This window comes from Streptomyces rubradiris (genome assembly GCF_016860525.1).
GTDB classification, from domain to species: Bacteria; Actinomycetota; Actinomycetes; order Streptomycetales; family Streptomycetaceae; genus Streptomyces; species Streptomyces rubradiris.
Genome location: NZ_BNEA01000015.1, coordinates 2,175,854 through 2,191,634 on the forward strand (window position 1 = coordinate 2,175,854; position 15,781 = coordinate 2,191,634).

Here is a 15,781-nt window from a genome sequence, read left to right on the forward strand (position 1 = left end):
CTGCGGGGAGTTGCGGGCAAAGCAGCACCAGAAGTGAACGAAGGGCGGTCAGCGCAACCGGGCCCGCAGCGCTGTGAGCAGATACGCGCAGAGGAGACCCGCGAGCGACAACGCCAGTGCGCCGCCCACGGGTTGGGCGAGGAGACGCGCGGCGGCGAGCAGGTACCGCTCCCCTCCGAAGGGCCACTGCAACAGAAAGACCTCCCGCATCCGCACCGGGAAGTCCGCCGCCATGCGCACGGCCGGGCCCTGGAGCGCCTTGTGGACGAGGGGTACGACCAGGACGGGCACGGCGAGGACCGCGGCAAGACCGGCCGTGGTGGACCGGAACACGCCGGCCGCCAGCACTCCCGCCCAGGAACAGCCGACGACCAGGCCGAACCAACTCGCGGTCAGTGACAGCCAGTCCGCGGGCACTTCCGTCAGCTCCCGTCCGTAGACGATGTAGAGCACCTCGGCGTCGCAGCCCAGGGTGAGGAAGGCGAGCAGCCCCGCGGTGGCTCCGGAGACGAGCAGTTTCGCGGTGAGCAGCCCGAGTCGGCGGGGGACAGTGCCGCGGTCGGCCGCCAGGGCGGGGTGGCGGAACTCGTCCCCGAAGGCCAGCGCGCCGAGCAGTCCCGCCCCGAGCGCCGCGGGCGGCAGCGGCAGTTCCCGCGGCCAGGCCGCGAACAGCCGCGCCTGTGGGGTGTGCCCGATCCGGGCGAGGAGTACGGCGGTGAGCGCGGACACGACGAGTACGGCGCCGCAGGTGAGGAAGCCGGTGCCGATGCCGGCGGCGCGCCGGATCTCGTAGCGGAGGGGGCGCAGGGGGCTCGGGGCGGGGCGGACGGCGATGGGGGGCGGGAGAGGTGGGAGCACGGCGGCGGCACGGTCACCGTCGGTACGGCCGGAGTGGTCGTCCCGCTCCTTCCGGGCGCCGGGGTTCCTGGCCCCCGGGAGGAGGAGACGAGCGCCGGGGCCGGTCGGCGCGGGGACGGGCGTGCCGTCGGTCTGCGGCCCCGAGGGCGACGTGACCGCACCGGACCCGGTCTCCGGGGTGGCCGCCGGGCCGGCGGACCAGCCGTCGCCGCCCTCTTCCCCGGCTGCGGTCGTGGCCTCGGCCCGCGACCGGCCGTCGTTGCCGCCGTTCCGGGTGTCGGCCCCTCTGTCGTCGTGCCGGTGCGCCTGCCGTGCGGATCTTCCGCGCGCCTCACCCGCCGTGCCGTTCGCACCGGATGCGCTGACGGTGGGCGCCGTGCCGTCGGCCGGGAACGCCGCGGCGGCCGGGGCCGCATCGCGCGGTGAATCGCTGGGGGCGGTCACATCGCTGGGGGCGGTCACGGGGTGGGCCGGTTCGGTCCGCCGAGCGGCGCCTTGGGTACGCCCACCGTCGGCGCCCCGCGCCCGCTGCGAGGCCGAACGGCCGGACGTCAACTGCCCTTCGGCCATCGGGGACAGGTCGGCCACCGCCGGTTCCGCCGCCGGTGCAGACGGTACGGGCGGGGTGCGCTTCCGTTGCCCGGCCGGGTGTCCGGACGCCGTGCTGTTCCCGGTCGAGAGGCCCTGCGCTGGGGTGTGCGGTTCCGGCGCGGACCGGTTCGGTGCCGTCGGGTGGGGTCCGGCCACCGCCCGGCCGGGCGAGACGGTCCGCGGCTCCGTCACCGGCTCAGCGGAGCGTGGTTCCGCCGCCGGAAAGCCGGCCTTCGCGCTCTCCCGTGGGGCGGACTGCCTCGCGTGTCGCGGCTCCGCCGACACGTCGCGCGCGCTGCGCGCCGGGACTTCGGGTGCGCCGCTCAACCCGACGTGGCGGCCGTCGAGGACGGGGTCCGACGCCGCGCGGCCGCGTTCCTTCGGCACTCGGCCGGCCGGGGCGGTTTTCCGCTCCCCGTACGAGACGCCGGTCGCCGCCGGGTCCTGCTCCGGCCGGGCCCACCGGTCGGCAGGCGGTGAGTCCGGTACGGGCGGCCGCGGTTCGGCGGGGCGCGCGCCGTCGTCGCCACCAGATCCGGCCCCCGCTCCCATGTCACCGACCTCGTCGGCGAGTTGGTGGACGAGGATGCCATGGCGGAAGGCGATCTCGCCGACGTCGGCGGTGGTGCTGCCGTACACCGACAGGCGGTTGCCGCCCTCGCGTACGACTTCGACGGAGCGGCGGGCGGTGCGTGCGTCCTTGGTCAGCAGGGCCGCCAGGCGTGCCGCGTGGGGACTGCGGACGGCCACTCGCCGACGCAGCCGGCTGCGGGCGAACACCCTTGCATCCTGGTCGGCGACGAGTCTGCCGCCGTCGAGGGTGACGACCCGGTCGGCGGTCCGCGCCGCCTCCTTGGGCTCGGCCGTGGTGAACAGCACCGTGCCGCCCTGGTCGGCATGGGCCCGCAACATGCCGTGCAGCCACTGGGTCTCCCGGGCGGAGAGGCCGTCGGCGGGTTCGTCCAGGACGAGCGTGTGCGGGTCGGGCAGCAGGGCACAGGCGAGACCGAGTCTGCGGTCCATACCGCGTGACAGCGTGCCGAGACGCTCCTCGCGGAGGCTGACGAGACCGACCACTTCGAGCACCTCGTCGGCTCGCCGCGCGGGAACTCCCGACGCCGCGCACAGCATGCGCAGATGACCGCGGACCGAGCGCGCGGGATGGCCTGGCACATCACCGAGGAGCACGCCGACTTCTCGCGCCGGATGGGCGATCCGGTGCAGGGGCCGGCCTCTGAAGTAGGTGATGCCGCGCCCTTGTTGCAGCTCAAGCATGAGTTTGAGCGTCGTCGTCTTGCCCGCGCCGGCGCGTCCGAGGAGCGCGGTGACTTGCCCGGCGCGCGCCTCGAAGGAGACATCGTCGACGGCGGGCGGATGCGCCTTGCGGGGATTGCTGGTCAGTCCGAAGGCCTGGATCACCTGCAGCAAGATAGCGCGACATGTCTGGTTTTTCGGGTATAAGGCGTTTTGCGGAAAGGCGCGTGCGACCCGTCTTCTCCCTTTTCCGCCGTTCGACGGAGCCCGCACTCGACATGCAAAGCCCAGCAGCCAGCAGCCAGCAGCCAGCAGCCAGACCGGTAACGAGTAGTGGGTCAGGCGATCACCGCTGCCGCTTTCCCGTGTCTCAGACCTCGGGGCGCAGCATCGGCGGGTTGAGCAGCGTGGCGCCGCCGGCTCGGAAGAGCTGGGCCGGTCGTCCGCCCTGGCGCGTGGTCGTCCCTCCCGTGGGAACCAGGAAACCGGGGGTACCGGTCACCTTGCGGTGGAAGTTGCGCGGGTCGAGCGCGACACCCCACACCGCCTCGTACACCCGGCGCAGTTCGCCGACCGTGAACTCCGGCGGGCAGAAGGCGGTGGCCAGCGAGGAGTACTCGATCTTGGAGCGGGCGCGTTCCACTCCGTCCGCGAGGATCCGGGCGTGGTCGAAGGCGAGCGGTGCCACGGGTTCGCCGTCACGGCCGTACCCGCACTGCTGGAGCAGTTCCTCGACCGGGGCCCAGCGAGCGTTGCTGGCGTCGCCGCCGGCGCGCGGTGCGGGCAGGTCGGGTGCGAGCGCGAGGTGCGCGACGCTGACCACGCGCATACGCGGGTCCCGCTCGGGGTCGCCGTAGGTGGCGAGCTGCTCCAGATGGGCTCCGTTGTCCTGGGCCGGGGCGGCGGAGTCGTGGGCGCAGAGCCCGGTCTCCTCGGCCAGTTCGCGCGCCGCCGCCTGGGTCAGGTCCTCGTCGGCCCGTACGAAGCCTCCGGGCAGTGCCCAGCGCCCCTGGAAGGGGGGCTCGCCCCTGCGTACCGCCAGCGCGCACAGGGCATGGCGGCGCACGGTCAGCACGACCAGGTCCACGGTCACGGCGAAGGGCGGAAAGGCTGACGGGTCGTAGGGCATGCCGCGATCATAGTCGTCTTCCTGACGATAAACACTCCCTCGGCTGTCGCATCGATTGCTGCCCCGCTTCGTTCCGGTGTGGCGCGCGGAGCCGGGTTCCTGCCACCGGCCGGGGCTCGCGCGCGGTCGTCTGCCTCCACCCGCGCGACTCCGGTCCGGAGACCGAACGGGTTGTACCCCGCCTCCCTGGTTCCGAGGTCCCGCCCCCAGCCCGCGTTCGGCGGCGAGGGCGATCGAGCAGCCGGGCGAGATGTTCGGTACGGACCTCGCGCGGCAGACCCGGGCCGAGCCGGCCCCATGCCGAACCGACGCCGAGCAGGCCGACGCCCAGCAGGCCGGTTCGAGGGAAGCGGACGGCGGCGGACAGGCGGGGCACGGGCCGGCCGGCCGTCGCCAGGGCGGCGGCCGGGTGTCCGCCGATGCGGTTCTCCCCCCACGAGCCGGCGCGGAGAGCCGCCGTGGCGGCGGGCTGTCGCCGTCCCCTGTGACCAGCGGGCTGCCTCTCATGACCAGCGGGCCGTCCCCCCACGACCAACGGCCTGCCCGAGCGGCAGCCGGGGTACAGCGCCCGCGGGGTGCCTCCCTGACCGGCGTGGCCAGGGGGCTCTCCAGGAGTCGCTCCCCGCACCGCACCGGGGTTCGCCGGGCCGGCGGGCACGGCCCGGTCCGGTTTCCACGGCCGTTGCTCCCGGGGTGCCGCCTGTCCGGGCGCGGACCGGAGGAGGCTCATCCGTCGCCCTCGGCCCGCGTGCGTCCGCCCTCCGACGGCGCACCGCCGGTCGCGGTGTCGCCGGGGCCGGTGGTACGCGTGCGCCTGGTGCTCCCTGCCCGAAGGCCCGGCCTGGCCGTTCCGGGCGCGGTCGACCGGGGGCGGGAGCCGGCCGGCCCGCGTCGGTCGGCCTTGGTCCGGGCCGTGGGGCGGTGGTCGTCACTGTCCGCGCCGCGCGTGCGGCGCCTGCGCTGCCCGGCCGCCCGAGGACCTGGAGCCGGGCCGTCCGCCGCGGTCAGGGGTGCCGGGTCGGGGTTCCGCGTGCTCTCGGCGGACGCCTGCCGTGGTGCCGGGCCCGATTGCCGCGCCGCCCACACCGGCGCGTCCTGCTTGTCCTGCGTGTCCTGGACGCGCAGGCAGCGGCGGACCGCTTCGGGGTCGAGTCCTTCGTTGCACGCCTGGTGCAGCAGGCGGGCGAAGAGGTAGTCGGGATCCGCGCCCAGTGCCATGGCCAGTGCCTCGCGCGCCTCCAGTTCGTCGCCCGTCGACCAGGCGACCCAGCCCGCCAGGGTCAGCGGTGCGGCGGCGTGCTCGCTGTAAGGGCCGACGCAGCGGCGGGCCAGGGCGCGCCAGAGCCGCAGGGCCGGGCCCGCGACGTCCCCCTCCATCCAGGCTGCGGCCCGGTCGCGGGTCGTGCGGTCCTGGAGTCCGAGGATGAGGGTCGCCGCCTCGTCGGCATCGAGGAGGCCGTCGTCGCGGACATCCGCCGGATGGGTGCCGGAGACCGGTGCCGCCGCGGCGAAGCGGCGGATGATCCGCTCGGCGAGGACGAGGGTCTCCTGCACCACCTGCTCGCGGGTCGTCTCGTCCAGGATGCGGGGCACCAGGCTCATGCCCGCCGCGTCGAGGGCGATCTCCTGGTCCAGCGCCGCGGCGGACTCCCAGGGTTGCAGCCTGGCGCGCAGTTCTTTCAGTGTGCCGCGCACCTGGAGGCCGGCGTAGGTGGCCGCCGCGGCGAGTACGGAGGTGCCGGGCAGGCCCATCGGGGAGCCGTCCTCAGGGCAGCAGCCCTTGACCGGGCAGCAGTACGACCAGAAACGCCCGTCCGAGACGCACAGGGCCTCGACGACGGGCACGTCCAGGCTTCCGCACTCGGTGCGCATCAGCTGGGCCAGCCTCGTCAGCCGTTGCTTGACCTCCCGGCCGGACTCCCCGGGGCCCGGCTCCTGGCAGACATAGGCCACCATGCCCTCGGGCCGGGCGCCTCGCCGCTCGCTGCCGGTCACCAGCCCGCGGGTCAGTTGCCGGGCGGCGGCCTCCCAGTCCTCCTCGTTCGCCGGGATGCCGAGCCGGGCCCGGCCGCCGAACCTGCCGCTGCCTCCGCGGTCGTGCAGGGCGACGAGCACCATGCTGTCCTCGGGGCGGTAGCCGAGCAGGTAGGGCAGGGCGTCGGCCAGTTCGGCGGGGGTGCGCAGGGTGACCTGCGCGGTGTGGTCGGCCGGTCCGGCCGACGGGCCGTGCCCGGAGATGTCGTCGTTTCCGAAGGGTCCGGTGGTTTCGCTGTGATTCGTCATGCGCCGACGATCTCGCGGATTCCCAGATTCCGCTTAGCGGCCTGTGGATAAGTCGGATCAGGGACACGACAACGCTGTCCTGGTTATCCACAGACTCGGCCCGGGCCCGCCCGGTTGTCGGTGCGGTCCTGTTGTATGGAACGCATGGAACACACGAGCAACGCGGATCTGAGGGCAGAAGCCGACGCCGTTCTCGCCCGGCTCGTCGGGGACGCGACGGGCGCCGCCCGGCTGCGCGAAGACCAGTGGCGGGCGATCGAGGCGCTGGTCGCCGACCGGCGCCGGGCCCTGGTCGTACAGCGCACGGGCTGGGGCAAGTCCGCGGTGTACTTCGTCGCGACCTCACTGCTGCGGGCCAGAGGAAGCGGCCCCACGGTGATCGTCTCGCCGTTGCTCGCGCTCATGCGCAACCAGGTGGAGGCCGCGGGCCGGGCCGGTATCCACGCCCGGACCATCAACTCGGCCAACACCGAGGAATGGGACGCCGTCCAGGCCGAGATCGCGGCGGGCGCGGTCGATGTGCTGCTGGTCTCACCGGAGCGGCTGAACAACCCCGACTTCCGCGACCAGGTCCTGCCCAAGCTCTCCGCTGCCACCGGTCTGCTGGTGGTGGACGAGGCCCACTGCATCTCCGACTGGGGCCACGACTTCCGCCCCGACTACCGCCGGCTGCGCACCATGCTCGGCGACCTGCCGTCCGGAGTCCCGGTGCTGGCCACCACCGCCACGGCCAACGCCCGGGTGACCGCGGACGTCGCCGAGCAGCTCGGCACGGGCGGCACGATGGACGCGCTGGTGCTGCGCGGGCCGCTGGACCGGGAGAGTCTGAGCCTCGGTGTGCTGCGGCTGCCGGATGCCGCGCACCGGATGGCCTGGCTCGCCGACCACCTCGACGACCTGCCGGGCTCCGGCATCGTCTACACCCTCACCGTCGCCGCCGCCGAGGAGGTCACCGCTTTTCTGCGGCAGCGCGGGCACACCGTCGCCTCGTACACGGGCAAGACGGAGAACGCCGAACGGCAGCAGGCGGAGGAGGACCTGCTCGCCAACCGTGTCAAGGCCCTGGTGGCCACCTCGGCGCTCGGCATGGGCTTCGACAAACCGGATCTCGGTTTCGTCGTCCATCTCGGCTCGCCCTCCTCCCCCATCGCCTACTACCAGCAGGTCGGCAGGGCCGGCCGCGGCGTCGCCCACGCCGAGGTACTGCTGCTGCCGGGCAAGGAGGACGAGGCGATCTGGGAGTACTTCTCCTCGCTGGCCTTTCCCTCCGAAGATCTGGTCCGGCGCACCCTCGACGTGCTCGCCCGGGCGGACGGCCCCCTGTCGCTGCCCGCCCTGGAACCGCTGGTGGAGCTGCGCCGCTCCCGCCTGGAGACCATGCTGAAGGTCCTCGACGTGGACGGAGCGGTGCGACGGGTCAAGGGCGGCTGGACGGCCACCGGACAGCCCTGGTCGTACGACGCCGAGCGCTACGCGTGGGTGGCCCGGCAGCGCGCGGCCGAGCAGCAGGCGATGCGCGAGTACGCGAGCACCACCGAGTGCCGGATGGAATTCCTCCAGCGCCAGCTGGACGACGAGGGCGCCAAACCATGCGGCCGCTGCGACAACTGCGCCGGGCCGCGCTTCACTTCCGGCCTGTCCCCGGCGGCCCTGGACGCCGCGCGGAGCGACCTGGGCCGCGCCGGGGTGGAGGTGGAGCCCCGGCGCATGTGGCCGACCGGGCTCCCGGCCATCGGCATCGGCCTCAAGGGCCGTATCCCGGCGGGGGAACAGGCCTCGCCGGGGAGGGCTCTGGGGCGGCTGTCGGACATCGGCTGGGGCAACCGGTTGCGTCCCCTGTTCGCGCCGCAGGCACCGGACGCTGCGGTGCCGGACGACGTGGCCCAGGCCGTGGTCGGCGTGCTGGCCGACTGGGCCCGTGGTCCGGGCGGCTGGGCCTCCGGCGCGTCCGACGCCCCGGCCCGGCCGGTGGGCGTGGTCACCATGGCCTCGCGCAGCCGGCCCAGGCTGATCCACTCCCTGGGCGCCCGCATCGCCGAGGTCGGCAGACTGCCCCTGCTCGGCTCGGTGGAATACGCGGAGGACACACCCCGGGTGCCCCGCAGCAACAGCGCCCAGCGGCTGAAAGCGCTCGACGGGGCGTTGACGGTGCCCCCCGCCCTGGCCTCGGCGCTCGCCGCGGCCGATGGTCCGGTGCTCCTCGTCGACGACTTCACGGAGACGGGCTGGACCCTGGCCATAGCGGCGCGCCTGCTTCGCAAGTCCGGGGCGCGTGGCGTGTTGCCGCTGGTTCTCGCCGTCCAGGGATGAGTGCGGCGTTACCCCTGTTCCGGGCCGACGCGCGTTACCGCTGTTCCGGGCCGACGCGCGTTACCGCTGTTCCGGGCTGCCGCGCGGCCGTTCGCGGCGGCCCGCCGGGCGGGTCCGCGGAGGGCGCAGGCGTCGACGGCCCCTCCTTTGGGTAGGAGGGATATAAGCCACGCACTACCAGATAACACTCGGCGGCGCCAATTGCTCGTTGCCGCAACCAAGTTCGACAGGAAGAATTGAGATCCGCTACCCGCACGACTCACCCGTGATCCGGTTGGGCTCCGCTGCGGCGCGCGCTCCCCCGAATCCGACCTCGCCCGCAGTGTGGGCGCGTAGCCGAAGGGAGGAACGTGACCTTCGGATTCGCATCGTCCTCGGCGGCCTCGTTGTCGACGCCGGCGTCCGACGCCTCCGCCAGTCGCCTGCTCGAGCCCGCGGAGTGGGCCGCCGCCGGAATCCCTTTGCTGCGCAACCCTCGTGAGGTCGTCAGCGGTCTGCACGCCCGCCACCACCCGAAGCCGCTCACGGCGGTCGTGGCGGTGCTCGACCCGGACGAGCGATTGCGGGCGAGCGCCTCGTTCACGCGCCGTGCGACTCCGGCCGACGGCTGGATGTTCCGCAACGCGCTGCTGGCCCAGTTGCGCCGGGTGATTCCGCACGACCTGCGCCGCCGCACCCCTGTGCGCACGGCCGTCCTGCTCTACTGCCGCCAGGGCGACGCGCGTTGGACCGAGGAGGACGGCGCCTGGATGTGGGGACTGCGCGATGCCTGCACCCTGCACGGGCTGCGCTGCGGCGCGTACATCACGCTGACCCACGACGGCTGGCAGGTGCTCGGCGAGGGACGCGGGGGGCGTCGGCCGAACGCCCACTCGGCCCCGGAGCCGCTCGCCACGTCGGAAGCCCCGCCACTGGCGCCACGCACCGGCGGCCCGGTCTCCGAGGTACTGAGCCGGGCGGCGGCTCGCTGACCACCGAAGTACGGGCGGTACAACGGTTCGCGCCACCGGCCTCGGGCTGCTACCGCACATCCGGCCGACGCCTGACGGCCGGGCCGATTCGGTTGCGCGCGGAGCGGTCCCGAGGAGCACCGGCGGACTTGCCTTCCGGACCCCGAGGAACCCTGGGTGACCTGCGGGAGCTGCCCCCGCTGCGCGGGTACCTGCGGGAACCGCCCTCTGGTACGCCCGGAGACGGCCGTAGGTCGGTGCGGGCCCACCCCCTGGGGTACGCGCCGGGCCAGGCGGGCATCGCCATGGCGGGTCCGGATCACTCCCCGGCACCACGTCGATGGGCGCTCCCGGGCCTCGCCAGGAACGGACCCGGCGGCGTCATGGCCGCGCCGCGTCGTCCGGTGGGCGTCGGTCCGTCGCCCGGGCACGCCAAAAGCCGCACCGGGCGGATTCCGCCGGAGCGGCTCCTTCGGCCCCTCGGTGTCCCGCGGTGCCGACGCGACTCAGACGCCGGCGCCCAGCACCGAGTTGATCTGCTGCGGGTCGCCGCAGACGATCAGCAGGGCACCGGCACGGGAGTGAGCCAGCGGGAGGGCGGTGGCAGCGGCGGAGGCGGGGCCTCCGTTGACGGCCACGACGACCACCGGGCGGGTGGCGGCGCGGGCGGCGACGGCGGCGTCCGCGTAGAAGACGTCGTCACCGGCGTCGTGCTGCGCCCAGTAGGACGCTTCACCGAAGGACAGTTCGTGTTCGGCCCACGGGTGCTGGGCACCGGTGGTGAGCACGAGCACGTCACCGGGGGCGCGGCCCGAGTCCAGGAGCAGGTCCACTGCCTCCTCGGCGGCGTCGAGCGCACCCTCGGCCGAAGCCGGGATCAACTGGATCTGCGGGCTCGCCGCGGCGGCGGGAGCGGCCGGGGCGGAAGGACCGGGCTTGGCCGGAGCCGCGTCTCGCGGTGCGCGCTGCGCCGGCGGCGTGGGCCGGGGAGGGCCGGGACGACCGGGGCGGGACGGAGCCGCGGGGCGGGGGCCGGGTACGGGGCGAGGGGTCGGCGCGGTGCGGCCGCTGGCCGGCGTGGCGCGGGGACCCTGGGCACTCTCGTGAATCTGAGGCTCCTCGGGAATGAGAGGCATGAGCTGATTTTTATCAAACGTTGGTGCGGCGCGGATGACCGGGTGGCACATCAGTGCGATCGGAACCGTCAGAAATCGAAGCCGAGCTGACCCTCAATTTCCGGAACGCTTCCGTCCGCCCAGTTGCGGACCTTCTTGAGGTGCCGCCACTGAGGCAACGCATCAAGATACGCCCAGGACAAACGGTGGTGCGGGGTGGGCCCCCGCTCCGCCAGTGCGGCCTTGTGCACGGGCGACGGATACCCGGCGTTGTCCGCAAATCCGAAGTCTGCATGGTCGACACCCAGTTCGGCCATCATTTTGTCGCGCTGAACCTTGGCGATCACCGACGCCGCCGCCACGGCCACACACGACTGATCGCCCTTGATCACCGTGCGGACCTTCCAGGGAGCGCCGAGGTAGTCGTGCTTCCCGTCGAGGATCACGGCGTCGGGGCGGACCGGCAGGGCGTCCAGGGCGCGGACCGCGGCCAGCCGCAGCGCGGCCGTCATCCCCAGGTCGTCGATCTCCTCGGGGGAAGCATGCCCCAGGGCATAGGCCGTCACCCATGACCGCAGGATCTCGGCGAGTTCCCTGCGCCGCTTGAGCGTGAGCAGCTTGGAGTCGGTCAGGCCCGCGGGCGGGCGGCGCAGTCCGGTGATCGCCGCGCAGACCGTGACAGGACCGGCCCAGGCGCCGCGCCCCACCTCGTCGACACCGGCAATGACCTTCGCTCCGGTCGTGGCGCGCAGGGAGCGCTCGACGGTGTGGGTAGGCGGTTCGTACGGCATGGCGCCCTTAGCGTACGCCGCCGGGACCGGCGCGCGACACCCCGGTCTCCCGAGGGACGCGAGGGGCGCCGGAAGAGGACGTCAGGCTCCGTAGGGCCGCAGCAGCGGAAGCATCAGCCGGTCGACCATCCCTTCGAGATCTTGGTCGTTCCATTCGCTGGCGCACACCTTTGACCTGTACATCATCATGGCCGGGATGACGTCGAAGACATAGCCGTTGGCCGCGTCCTCACGGACCTCTCCGCGCTCTATTCCACGGACAATGACCTCACGCACCAGCTTGACGGTCGGCTCGACCACACTGCCGAGGATTACCCCTTCGAAGCGCTCCGCTTGCACTTGATCGCATTCGTGAATGACCGAGCGCAGAGCGGCGCCGGGCCGTGAGTACATGATCTGCCGCACCTGACGGCACAGGGTGAGCAGGTCCTCGCGCACGCTGCCCAGGTCGGGAGCCCGTTCCACCCGGGGCAGCCCGGACACCAGGGCGTCCGCGACCAGGTCCTCCTTGGAGGGCCAGCGGCGGTAGACGGCCGCCTTGCCGGTGTGGGCGCCGGCCGCGACGCCTTCCATGGTCAGTCCCTTCCAGCCGACCGTGCTGAGCTGCTCCAGGGCGGCGTCGAGGATCGCCCGCTCCAGTACCGCGCCGCGCCGGCGGGGGGAAGCCGTTCCGGCGGGCGCGGCCGTACAGCGCGAGGTAACCATCTGTGTTTCTCCTGCATGCGAGGTGAGCGGTGATTCCGGGGCAGTGACGCCGCGCTGCAGCAACGGGGGACGCGGGCGCGACGCGCGCTTGAGTGAACGCTTGCGTTCACTGTTGGGCACTCACTACGGTGGGCGCAACAGTGAACGTAAGCGTTCACTAATGCCTGTATGGGGGACCCATGGTGACGACCTCTCAGCTCCTCACAGACGATCAGAAATCGGGCGCGGCCCGTCGGGGAGGGCACCCCGGCATCGCGCTCACCGTCATCGCGGCCAGTCAGCTCATGGTGGTACTCGACGCGACGATTGTGAATATCGCGCTCCCGCACATTCAAGAAGCGCTCAGCTTCAGCACGACCGATCTGACATGGGTGGTCAGCGCCTACACGCTCACCTTCGGCGGCCTGCTGCTGCTCGGTGCGCGGGCCGGTGACATCCTCGGCCGCCGCCGGGTGTTCATGACCGGCATCCTGCTGTTCACCTTCGCCTCGCTGCTGGGCGGCCTGGCCCAGGAGCCCTGGCAGCTGCTGGCCGCGCGAGCCCTCCAGGGTGTGGGCGGCGCGATAGCGTCCCCCACGGCGCTGGCGCTGATAACGACCACCTTCCCCGAAGGCCCGGAACGCAACCGGGCCTTCGGGGTTTTCGCCGCCGTTTCCGCGGGCGGCGGTGCCATCGGCCTGCTGGCGGGCGGCATGCTCACCGACTGGCTCGACTGGCGGTGGGTGCTGTTCGTCAACGTGCCCATCGGCGTGCTGATCGCGTCGCTCGCGCCGCTGTACATCAACGAGTCCGAGCGTCATCCGGGCCGCTTCGACCTGGCCGGCGCACTCACCTCCACGGTCGGCATGGCCTCGCTGGTGTACGGGTTCATCCGCGCCGCGGAGAAGGGCTGGCGGGACGGGCTCACGATCGGGTCCTTCGCCGCGGCCGTGGTGCTGCTGCTCGCCTTCGTCTTCATCGAGACGCGGGCGAAGGAACCGATCACCCCGCTGCGGATGTTCGCGGACCGCAACCGCTGGGGCACGTACGTGATCATGCTGAGCCTGGCCGCGGCGATGTTCGGCATGTTCTTCTACATCGTGCTGTTCGTGCAGAACGTGCTCGGCTACAGCGCCATCAAGGCCGGTATCGCGTTCCTTCCCGTGACGGCCGCGATCGCAATCGGCGCAGGGTTGTCGCAGCGCTTCCTTCCGGTGCTCGGCCCCAAGCCGTTCATGATGGCCGGCGCGGCGCTGGTGGCGGTCGGGCTGGGCTGGCAGACCTTCATCGAGCCCGGCAGCACCTATGCGGGCGGGGTGCTGGGGCCGATGCTGGTGTTCGGCTTCGGCATGGGCCTGACCTTCGTGACGGCCACCGTCACCGCCGTGTCCGGCGTGGCCCCGCACCAGGCGGGCGCCGCTTCCGGACTGCTCAACGCCATGCAGCAGGTCGGTGGTTCGCTCGGGCTGTCCATCCTGACGACCGTCTTCGGATCGGCCGCGACCGATGAGGGGAAGAAGCAGCTGCCCCGGTTCCTCGCCGGCGCTTCCCCGGAGCAGAAGGCGGAGTTCGCCAAGACGCACCAGATGCCCGCGCCGTGGGGGAACGAGGTGCTCGCCCATGGCATTTCCACGGCTTTCATCCCGGCCGCCGCGATGGCCGTACTCGCCTTCGTCACGGCCTGGCTGGTGCTGAGGGTCCGCAAGAGCGACCTCGACTCCCTCGCGGGCACGGCGGGCCCGCACATGGGCTGAACCGGGACGCGCCGCGCGATGCCGCGGCCGGCCGGACCGCCGCCGGGCGACAGACGGCCCTCGCGGAGGTCCGGCCGGCCGCACCACGCTCGGCGGAACGCACGAGAGGGCCAGGAGCAGGGCCCGGACCACGGTGGAAAGCAGCGCCCGAGCCGCTCCCCGGCCCCGCTCCGGCGGCACCGCCGACAGCACTCGCGCACCGAATGCCATCTTCCTCCCCTCCGTCCCCCTCGCGCTCGCGGCCCCGCCGGACGTCCCGGACCCGGACACGGCGGGCAGCGGGCAGCGGACATCGGGACAACGAGCGACGGTCACGGAGAGTTCCCGCCGGGAACGGAGAGTTTCGACGAGGGGCGCGCGCCGGGCCGGGCTGGCGCGGCGACGGCGGCCGTCAGGCGCCCGTGGGCACCCAGTCCGGCAGGGCCTCGGTGCGCTCGGCCCACTCGGCGGGCGGTGTCCCCGCCTTGCCCGCGGCGAGCACCCCGCCCACGATCGCGCAGGTGGTGTCCACGTCCCCGCCGACCTGGGCGGTGGTCCAGAACGCCGACGTGAAGTCGCCGAGGGACCGTGCGGCGGACCAGAGGGCGAAGGGGACGGTGTCATGCGCGGTCGTACGTCGTCCGCAGCCCAGGACGGCCGCCACGGTGACCGCGTCGTCGTAGTCGAGCATGTCCCGGGCCCGGCGGAGGCCCTGGCCGACCGCGCTCTTCGGTACGAGCGCGATGACGCCGTCGAGCAGTGCCTCAGGGGCGGGCGGGCCGTCCGGGGAGCCGGCGAACGCCGCCGCGGCGGCCACGGCCATCGCACCGACCACGGCCTCCCGGTGCTGGTGGGTGGTGTAGGCCGAGATCTCCGCCTGGTGGGTCGCCTGCTCCGGATCGTCCGCGTACCACGCACCCAAAGGCGCGATCCGCATCGCCGCCCCGTTGCCCCAGGACCCCTGGCCGTTGAAGAGCCCGGCGGCCAGCCGGCGCCAGTCCTCGCCCTCCCGGACCAGGCGCAGCAGCCGGTTGACCGCGGGGCCGTAGCCCCGGTCGAAGTCGTGGTGCTCGGCGAAGGAGCGGGCGAGGGCGTCCTGGTCGACGCGCTGGTGGGCGGCGAGGACGGCGACCACCGAGCAGGCCATCTCGGTGTCGTCCGTCCACTGCCAGGTGCCCGCGGGCAGCTCGCGGCGCTTGAGCAGGGGATAGTGCGCGGGGACGAAGAACTGGGAGCCCAGGGCGTCCCCCACGGCCAGTCCCCGCAGGCTGGTCAGAGCGCGCTGCAGGCGCCCGGGGGAAGAGGAGTCAGCGGTCATCGCCCTGCCACTCTATCCGGTGACCCACTGCGGCACCGGCTCGCGCCAGCGTTCGAAGGGCCGGTCGAGTGTGTACTTGCCGTCCTCTCCGAGAACGAGCATCCGCATCTCGGCGTTCCCCGGATTGGACAGCGACTCGAATTCCGCGACCGTCCAGTGGAACCAGCGCATGCAGAACAGCCGCATGGCGAGGCCGTGGGTCACCAGGAGGACGTTCGGCGGGTGGTCGGGGGCCTCGAAGCTGCGGAACAGGCTCTCCAGGAAGCCGCCGACCCGGTCGTAGACATCCGCGCCGGACTCACCCTGGGGGAACCGGAAGAAGAAGTGCCCGTACGCGTCCCGGTACGCCTTCTGCAGGCGCACGTCGTCGCGGTCCTGCCAGTTGCCCCAGTCCTGCTCGCGCAGCCGGGGCTCCTCCCGGACGCGTATCAGCTCGGGGTCCAGGTGAAAGGCGCGGAGTGTCTCGTGGGTACGGCGGTACGGGGAGACGTACACGCTGACCCGTTCCCGGCCGAACAGCTCGCGGAGCCGTTCGCCGGTCTCCTCCGCCTGCCGTCGGCCGCGCTCGGTCAGCGCGAGGGCGTGGTCGGGTTCGCGCTCGTACACGGAGTCGTCGACGTTGCCCGTTGACTCGCCGTGCCGGACAAGGACGATGCGCCGTGGTCGTGCCATGCCGAAACCCTAGAGGGTACGGCGACGCGTCGAGCACTCGTACGGGCTCCATACGGCGTAGGTCACATGAATCCGGCGTCCCGGGCCGCCGCG

Annotated in this window: 11 protein-coding genes; 3 read left to right on the forward strand and 8 right to left on the reverse strand. The window is 73.0% G+C overall.

Annotation, left to right across the window (positions count from 1 at the left end):
- Window positions 1–48 precede the first annotated feature (48 nt).
- The 3 genes from Srubr_RS22795 to Srubr_RS22805 all read right to left on the reverse strand — a co-directional run bounded on the left by Srubr_RS22795 (window position 49) and on the right by Srubr_RS22805 (window position 6,115).
- Window positions 49–2,868, reverse strand: a complete 2,820-nt coding sequence (locus Srubr_RS22795) for an ATP-binding cassette domain-containing protein (protein ID WP_189997261.1) — start codon at window positions 2,866–2,868, stop codon at window positions 49–51.
- A 205-nt stretch (window positions 2,869–3,073) separates the two neighbouring features.
- A complete protein-coding gene (locus Srubr_RS22800) occupies window positions 3,074–3,832 on the reverse strand; it encodes an NUDIX hydrolase (RefSeq protein WP_189997262.1) in 759 nt (252 codons plus the stop codon).
- A gap of 726 nt (window positions 3,833–4,558) precedes the next feature.
- On the reverse strand, window positions 4,559–6,115 hold the full coding sequence (locus Srubr_RS22805) for a DUF4192 domain-containing protein (RefSeq protein ID WP_189997263.1): 1,557 nt from the start codon (window positions 6,113–6,115) through the stop codon (window positions 4,559–4,561).
- Between the two features lie 144 nt (window positions 6,116–6,259).
- Between Srubr_RS22805 and Srubr_RS22810 the strand changes: the two genes are divergently transcribed.
- Both Srubr_RS22810 and Srubr_RS22815 read left to right on the forward strand, forming a co-directional pair.
- Window positions 6,260–8,425 (forward strand): RecQ family ATP-dependent DNA helicase, encoded by a 2,166-nt coding sequence (locus Srubr_RS22810; protein WP_189997264.1) that lies wholly within the window; start codon window positions 6,260–6,262, stop codon window positions 8,423–8,425.
- Between the two features lie 350 nt (window positions 8,426–8,775).
- On the forward strand, window positions 8,776–9,396 hold the full coding sequence (locus Srubr_RS22815; protein ID WP_189997265.1) for a hypothetical protein: 621 nt from the start codon (window positions 8,776–8,778) through the stop codon (window positions 9,394–9,396).
- A gap of 485 nt (window positions 9,397–9,881) precedes the next feature.
- Here the strand turns inward: Srubr_RS22815 and Srubr_RS22820 are convergent, their stop codons facing one another.
- The 3 genes from Srubr_RS22820 to Srubr_RS22830 form a co-directional block, all read right to left on the reverse strand.
- On the reverse strand, window positions 9,882–10,511 hold the full coding sequence (locus Srubr_RS22820; protein WP_189997266.1) for a hypothetical protein: 630 nt from the start codon (window positions 10,509–10,511) through the stop codon (window positions 9,882–9,884).
- A 68-nt stretch (window positions 10,512–10,579) separates the two neighbouring features.
- Window positions 10,580–11,281: a ribonuclease HII gene (locus Srubr_RS22825; protein ID WP_189997267.1), complete on the reverse strand. Its 702-nt coding sequence runs from the start codon at window positions 11,279–11,281 to the stop codon at window positions 10,580–10,582.
- Window positions 11,282–11,362: 81 nt separating this feature from the next.
- Window positions 11,363–11,986, reverse strand: coding sequence for a TetR/AcrR family transcriptional regulator (locus Srubr_RS22830; RefSeq protein ID WP_189997268.1), 624 nt, complete (start codon window positions 11,984–11,986; stop codon window positions 11,363–11,365).
- Window positions 11,987–12,168: 182 nt separating this feature from the next.
- Here Srubr_RS22830 and Srubr_RS22835 point away from each other — a divergent pair, with 182 nt between their 5' ends.
- Window positions 12,169–13,719 (forward strand): MFS transporter, encoded by a 1,551-nt coding sequence (locus Srubr_RS22835; protein ID WP_189997327.1) that lies wholly within the window; start codon window positions 12,169–12,171, stop codon window positions 13,717–13,719.
- 391 nt (window positions 13,720–14,110) lie between these two features.
- On the opposite strand, the gene Srubr_RS22840 is transcribed toward Srubr_RS22835, so the two are convergent.
- Together Srubr_RS22840 and Srubr_RS22845 are read right to left on the reverse strand one after the other, a co-directional pair.
- Window positions 14,111–15,016 (reverse strand): ADP-ribosylglycohydrolase family protein, encoded by a 906-nt coding sequence (locus tag Srubr_RS22840; RefSeq protein ID WP_189997269.1) that lies wholly within the window; start codon window positions 15,014–15,016, stop codon window positions 14,111–14,113.
- 12 nt (window positions 15,017–15,028) lie between these two features.
- A complete protein-coding gene (locus Srubr_RS22845) occupies window positions 15,029–15,688 on the reverse strand; it encodes a histidine phosphatase family protein (RefSeq protein ID WP_189997270.1) in 660 nt (219 codons plus the stop codon).
- Window positions 15,689–15,781 lie beyond the last annotated feature (93 nt).

Coding starts and splice junctions, on each gene's coding strand:
- Srubr_RS22845 (WP_189997270.1), bottom strand. CDS start 15,688: ATGGCACGACCACGGCGCATCGTCCTTGTCCGGCACGGCGAGTCAACG.
- Srubr_RS22840 (WP_189997269.1), bottom strand. CDS start 15,016: ATGACCGCTGACTCCTCTTCCCCCGGGCGCCTGCAGCGCGCTCTGACC.
- Srubr_RS22820 (WP_189997266.1), bottom strand. CDS start 10,511: ATGCCTCTCATTCCCGAGGAGCCTCAGATTCACGAGAGTGCCCAGGGT.
- Srubr_RS22800 (WP_189997262.1), bottom strand. CDS start 3,832: ATGCCCTACGACCCGTCAGCCTTTCCGCCCTTCGCCGTGACCGTGGAC.
- Srubr_RS22825 (WP_189997267.1), bottom strand. CDS start 11,281: ATGCCGTACGAACCGCCTACCCACACCGTCGAGCGCTCCCTGCGCGCC.
- Srubr_RS22830 (WP_189997268.1), bottom strand. CDS start 11,986: ATGGTTACCTCGCGCTGTACGGCCGCGCCCGCCGGAACGGCTTCCCCC.
- Srubr_RS22810 (WP_189997264.1), top strand. CDS start 6,260: ATGGAACACACGAGCAACGCGGATCTGAGGGCAGAAGCCGACGCCGTT.
- Srubr_RS22805 (WP_189997263.1), bottom strand. CDS start 6,115: ATGACGAATCACAGCGAAACCACCGGACCCTTCGGAAACGACGACATC.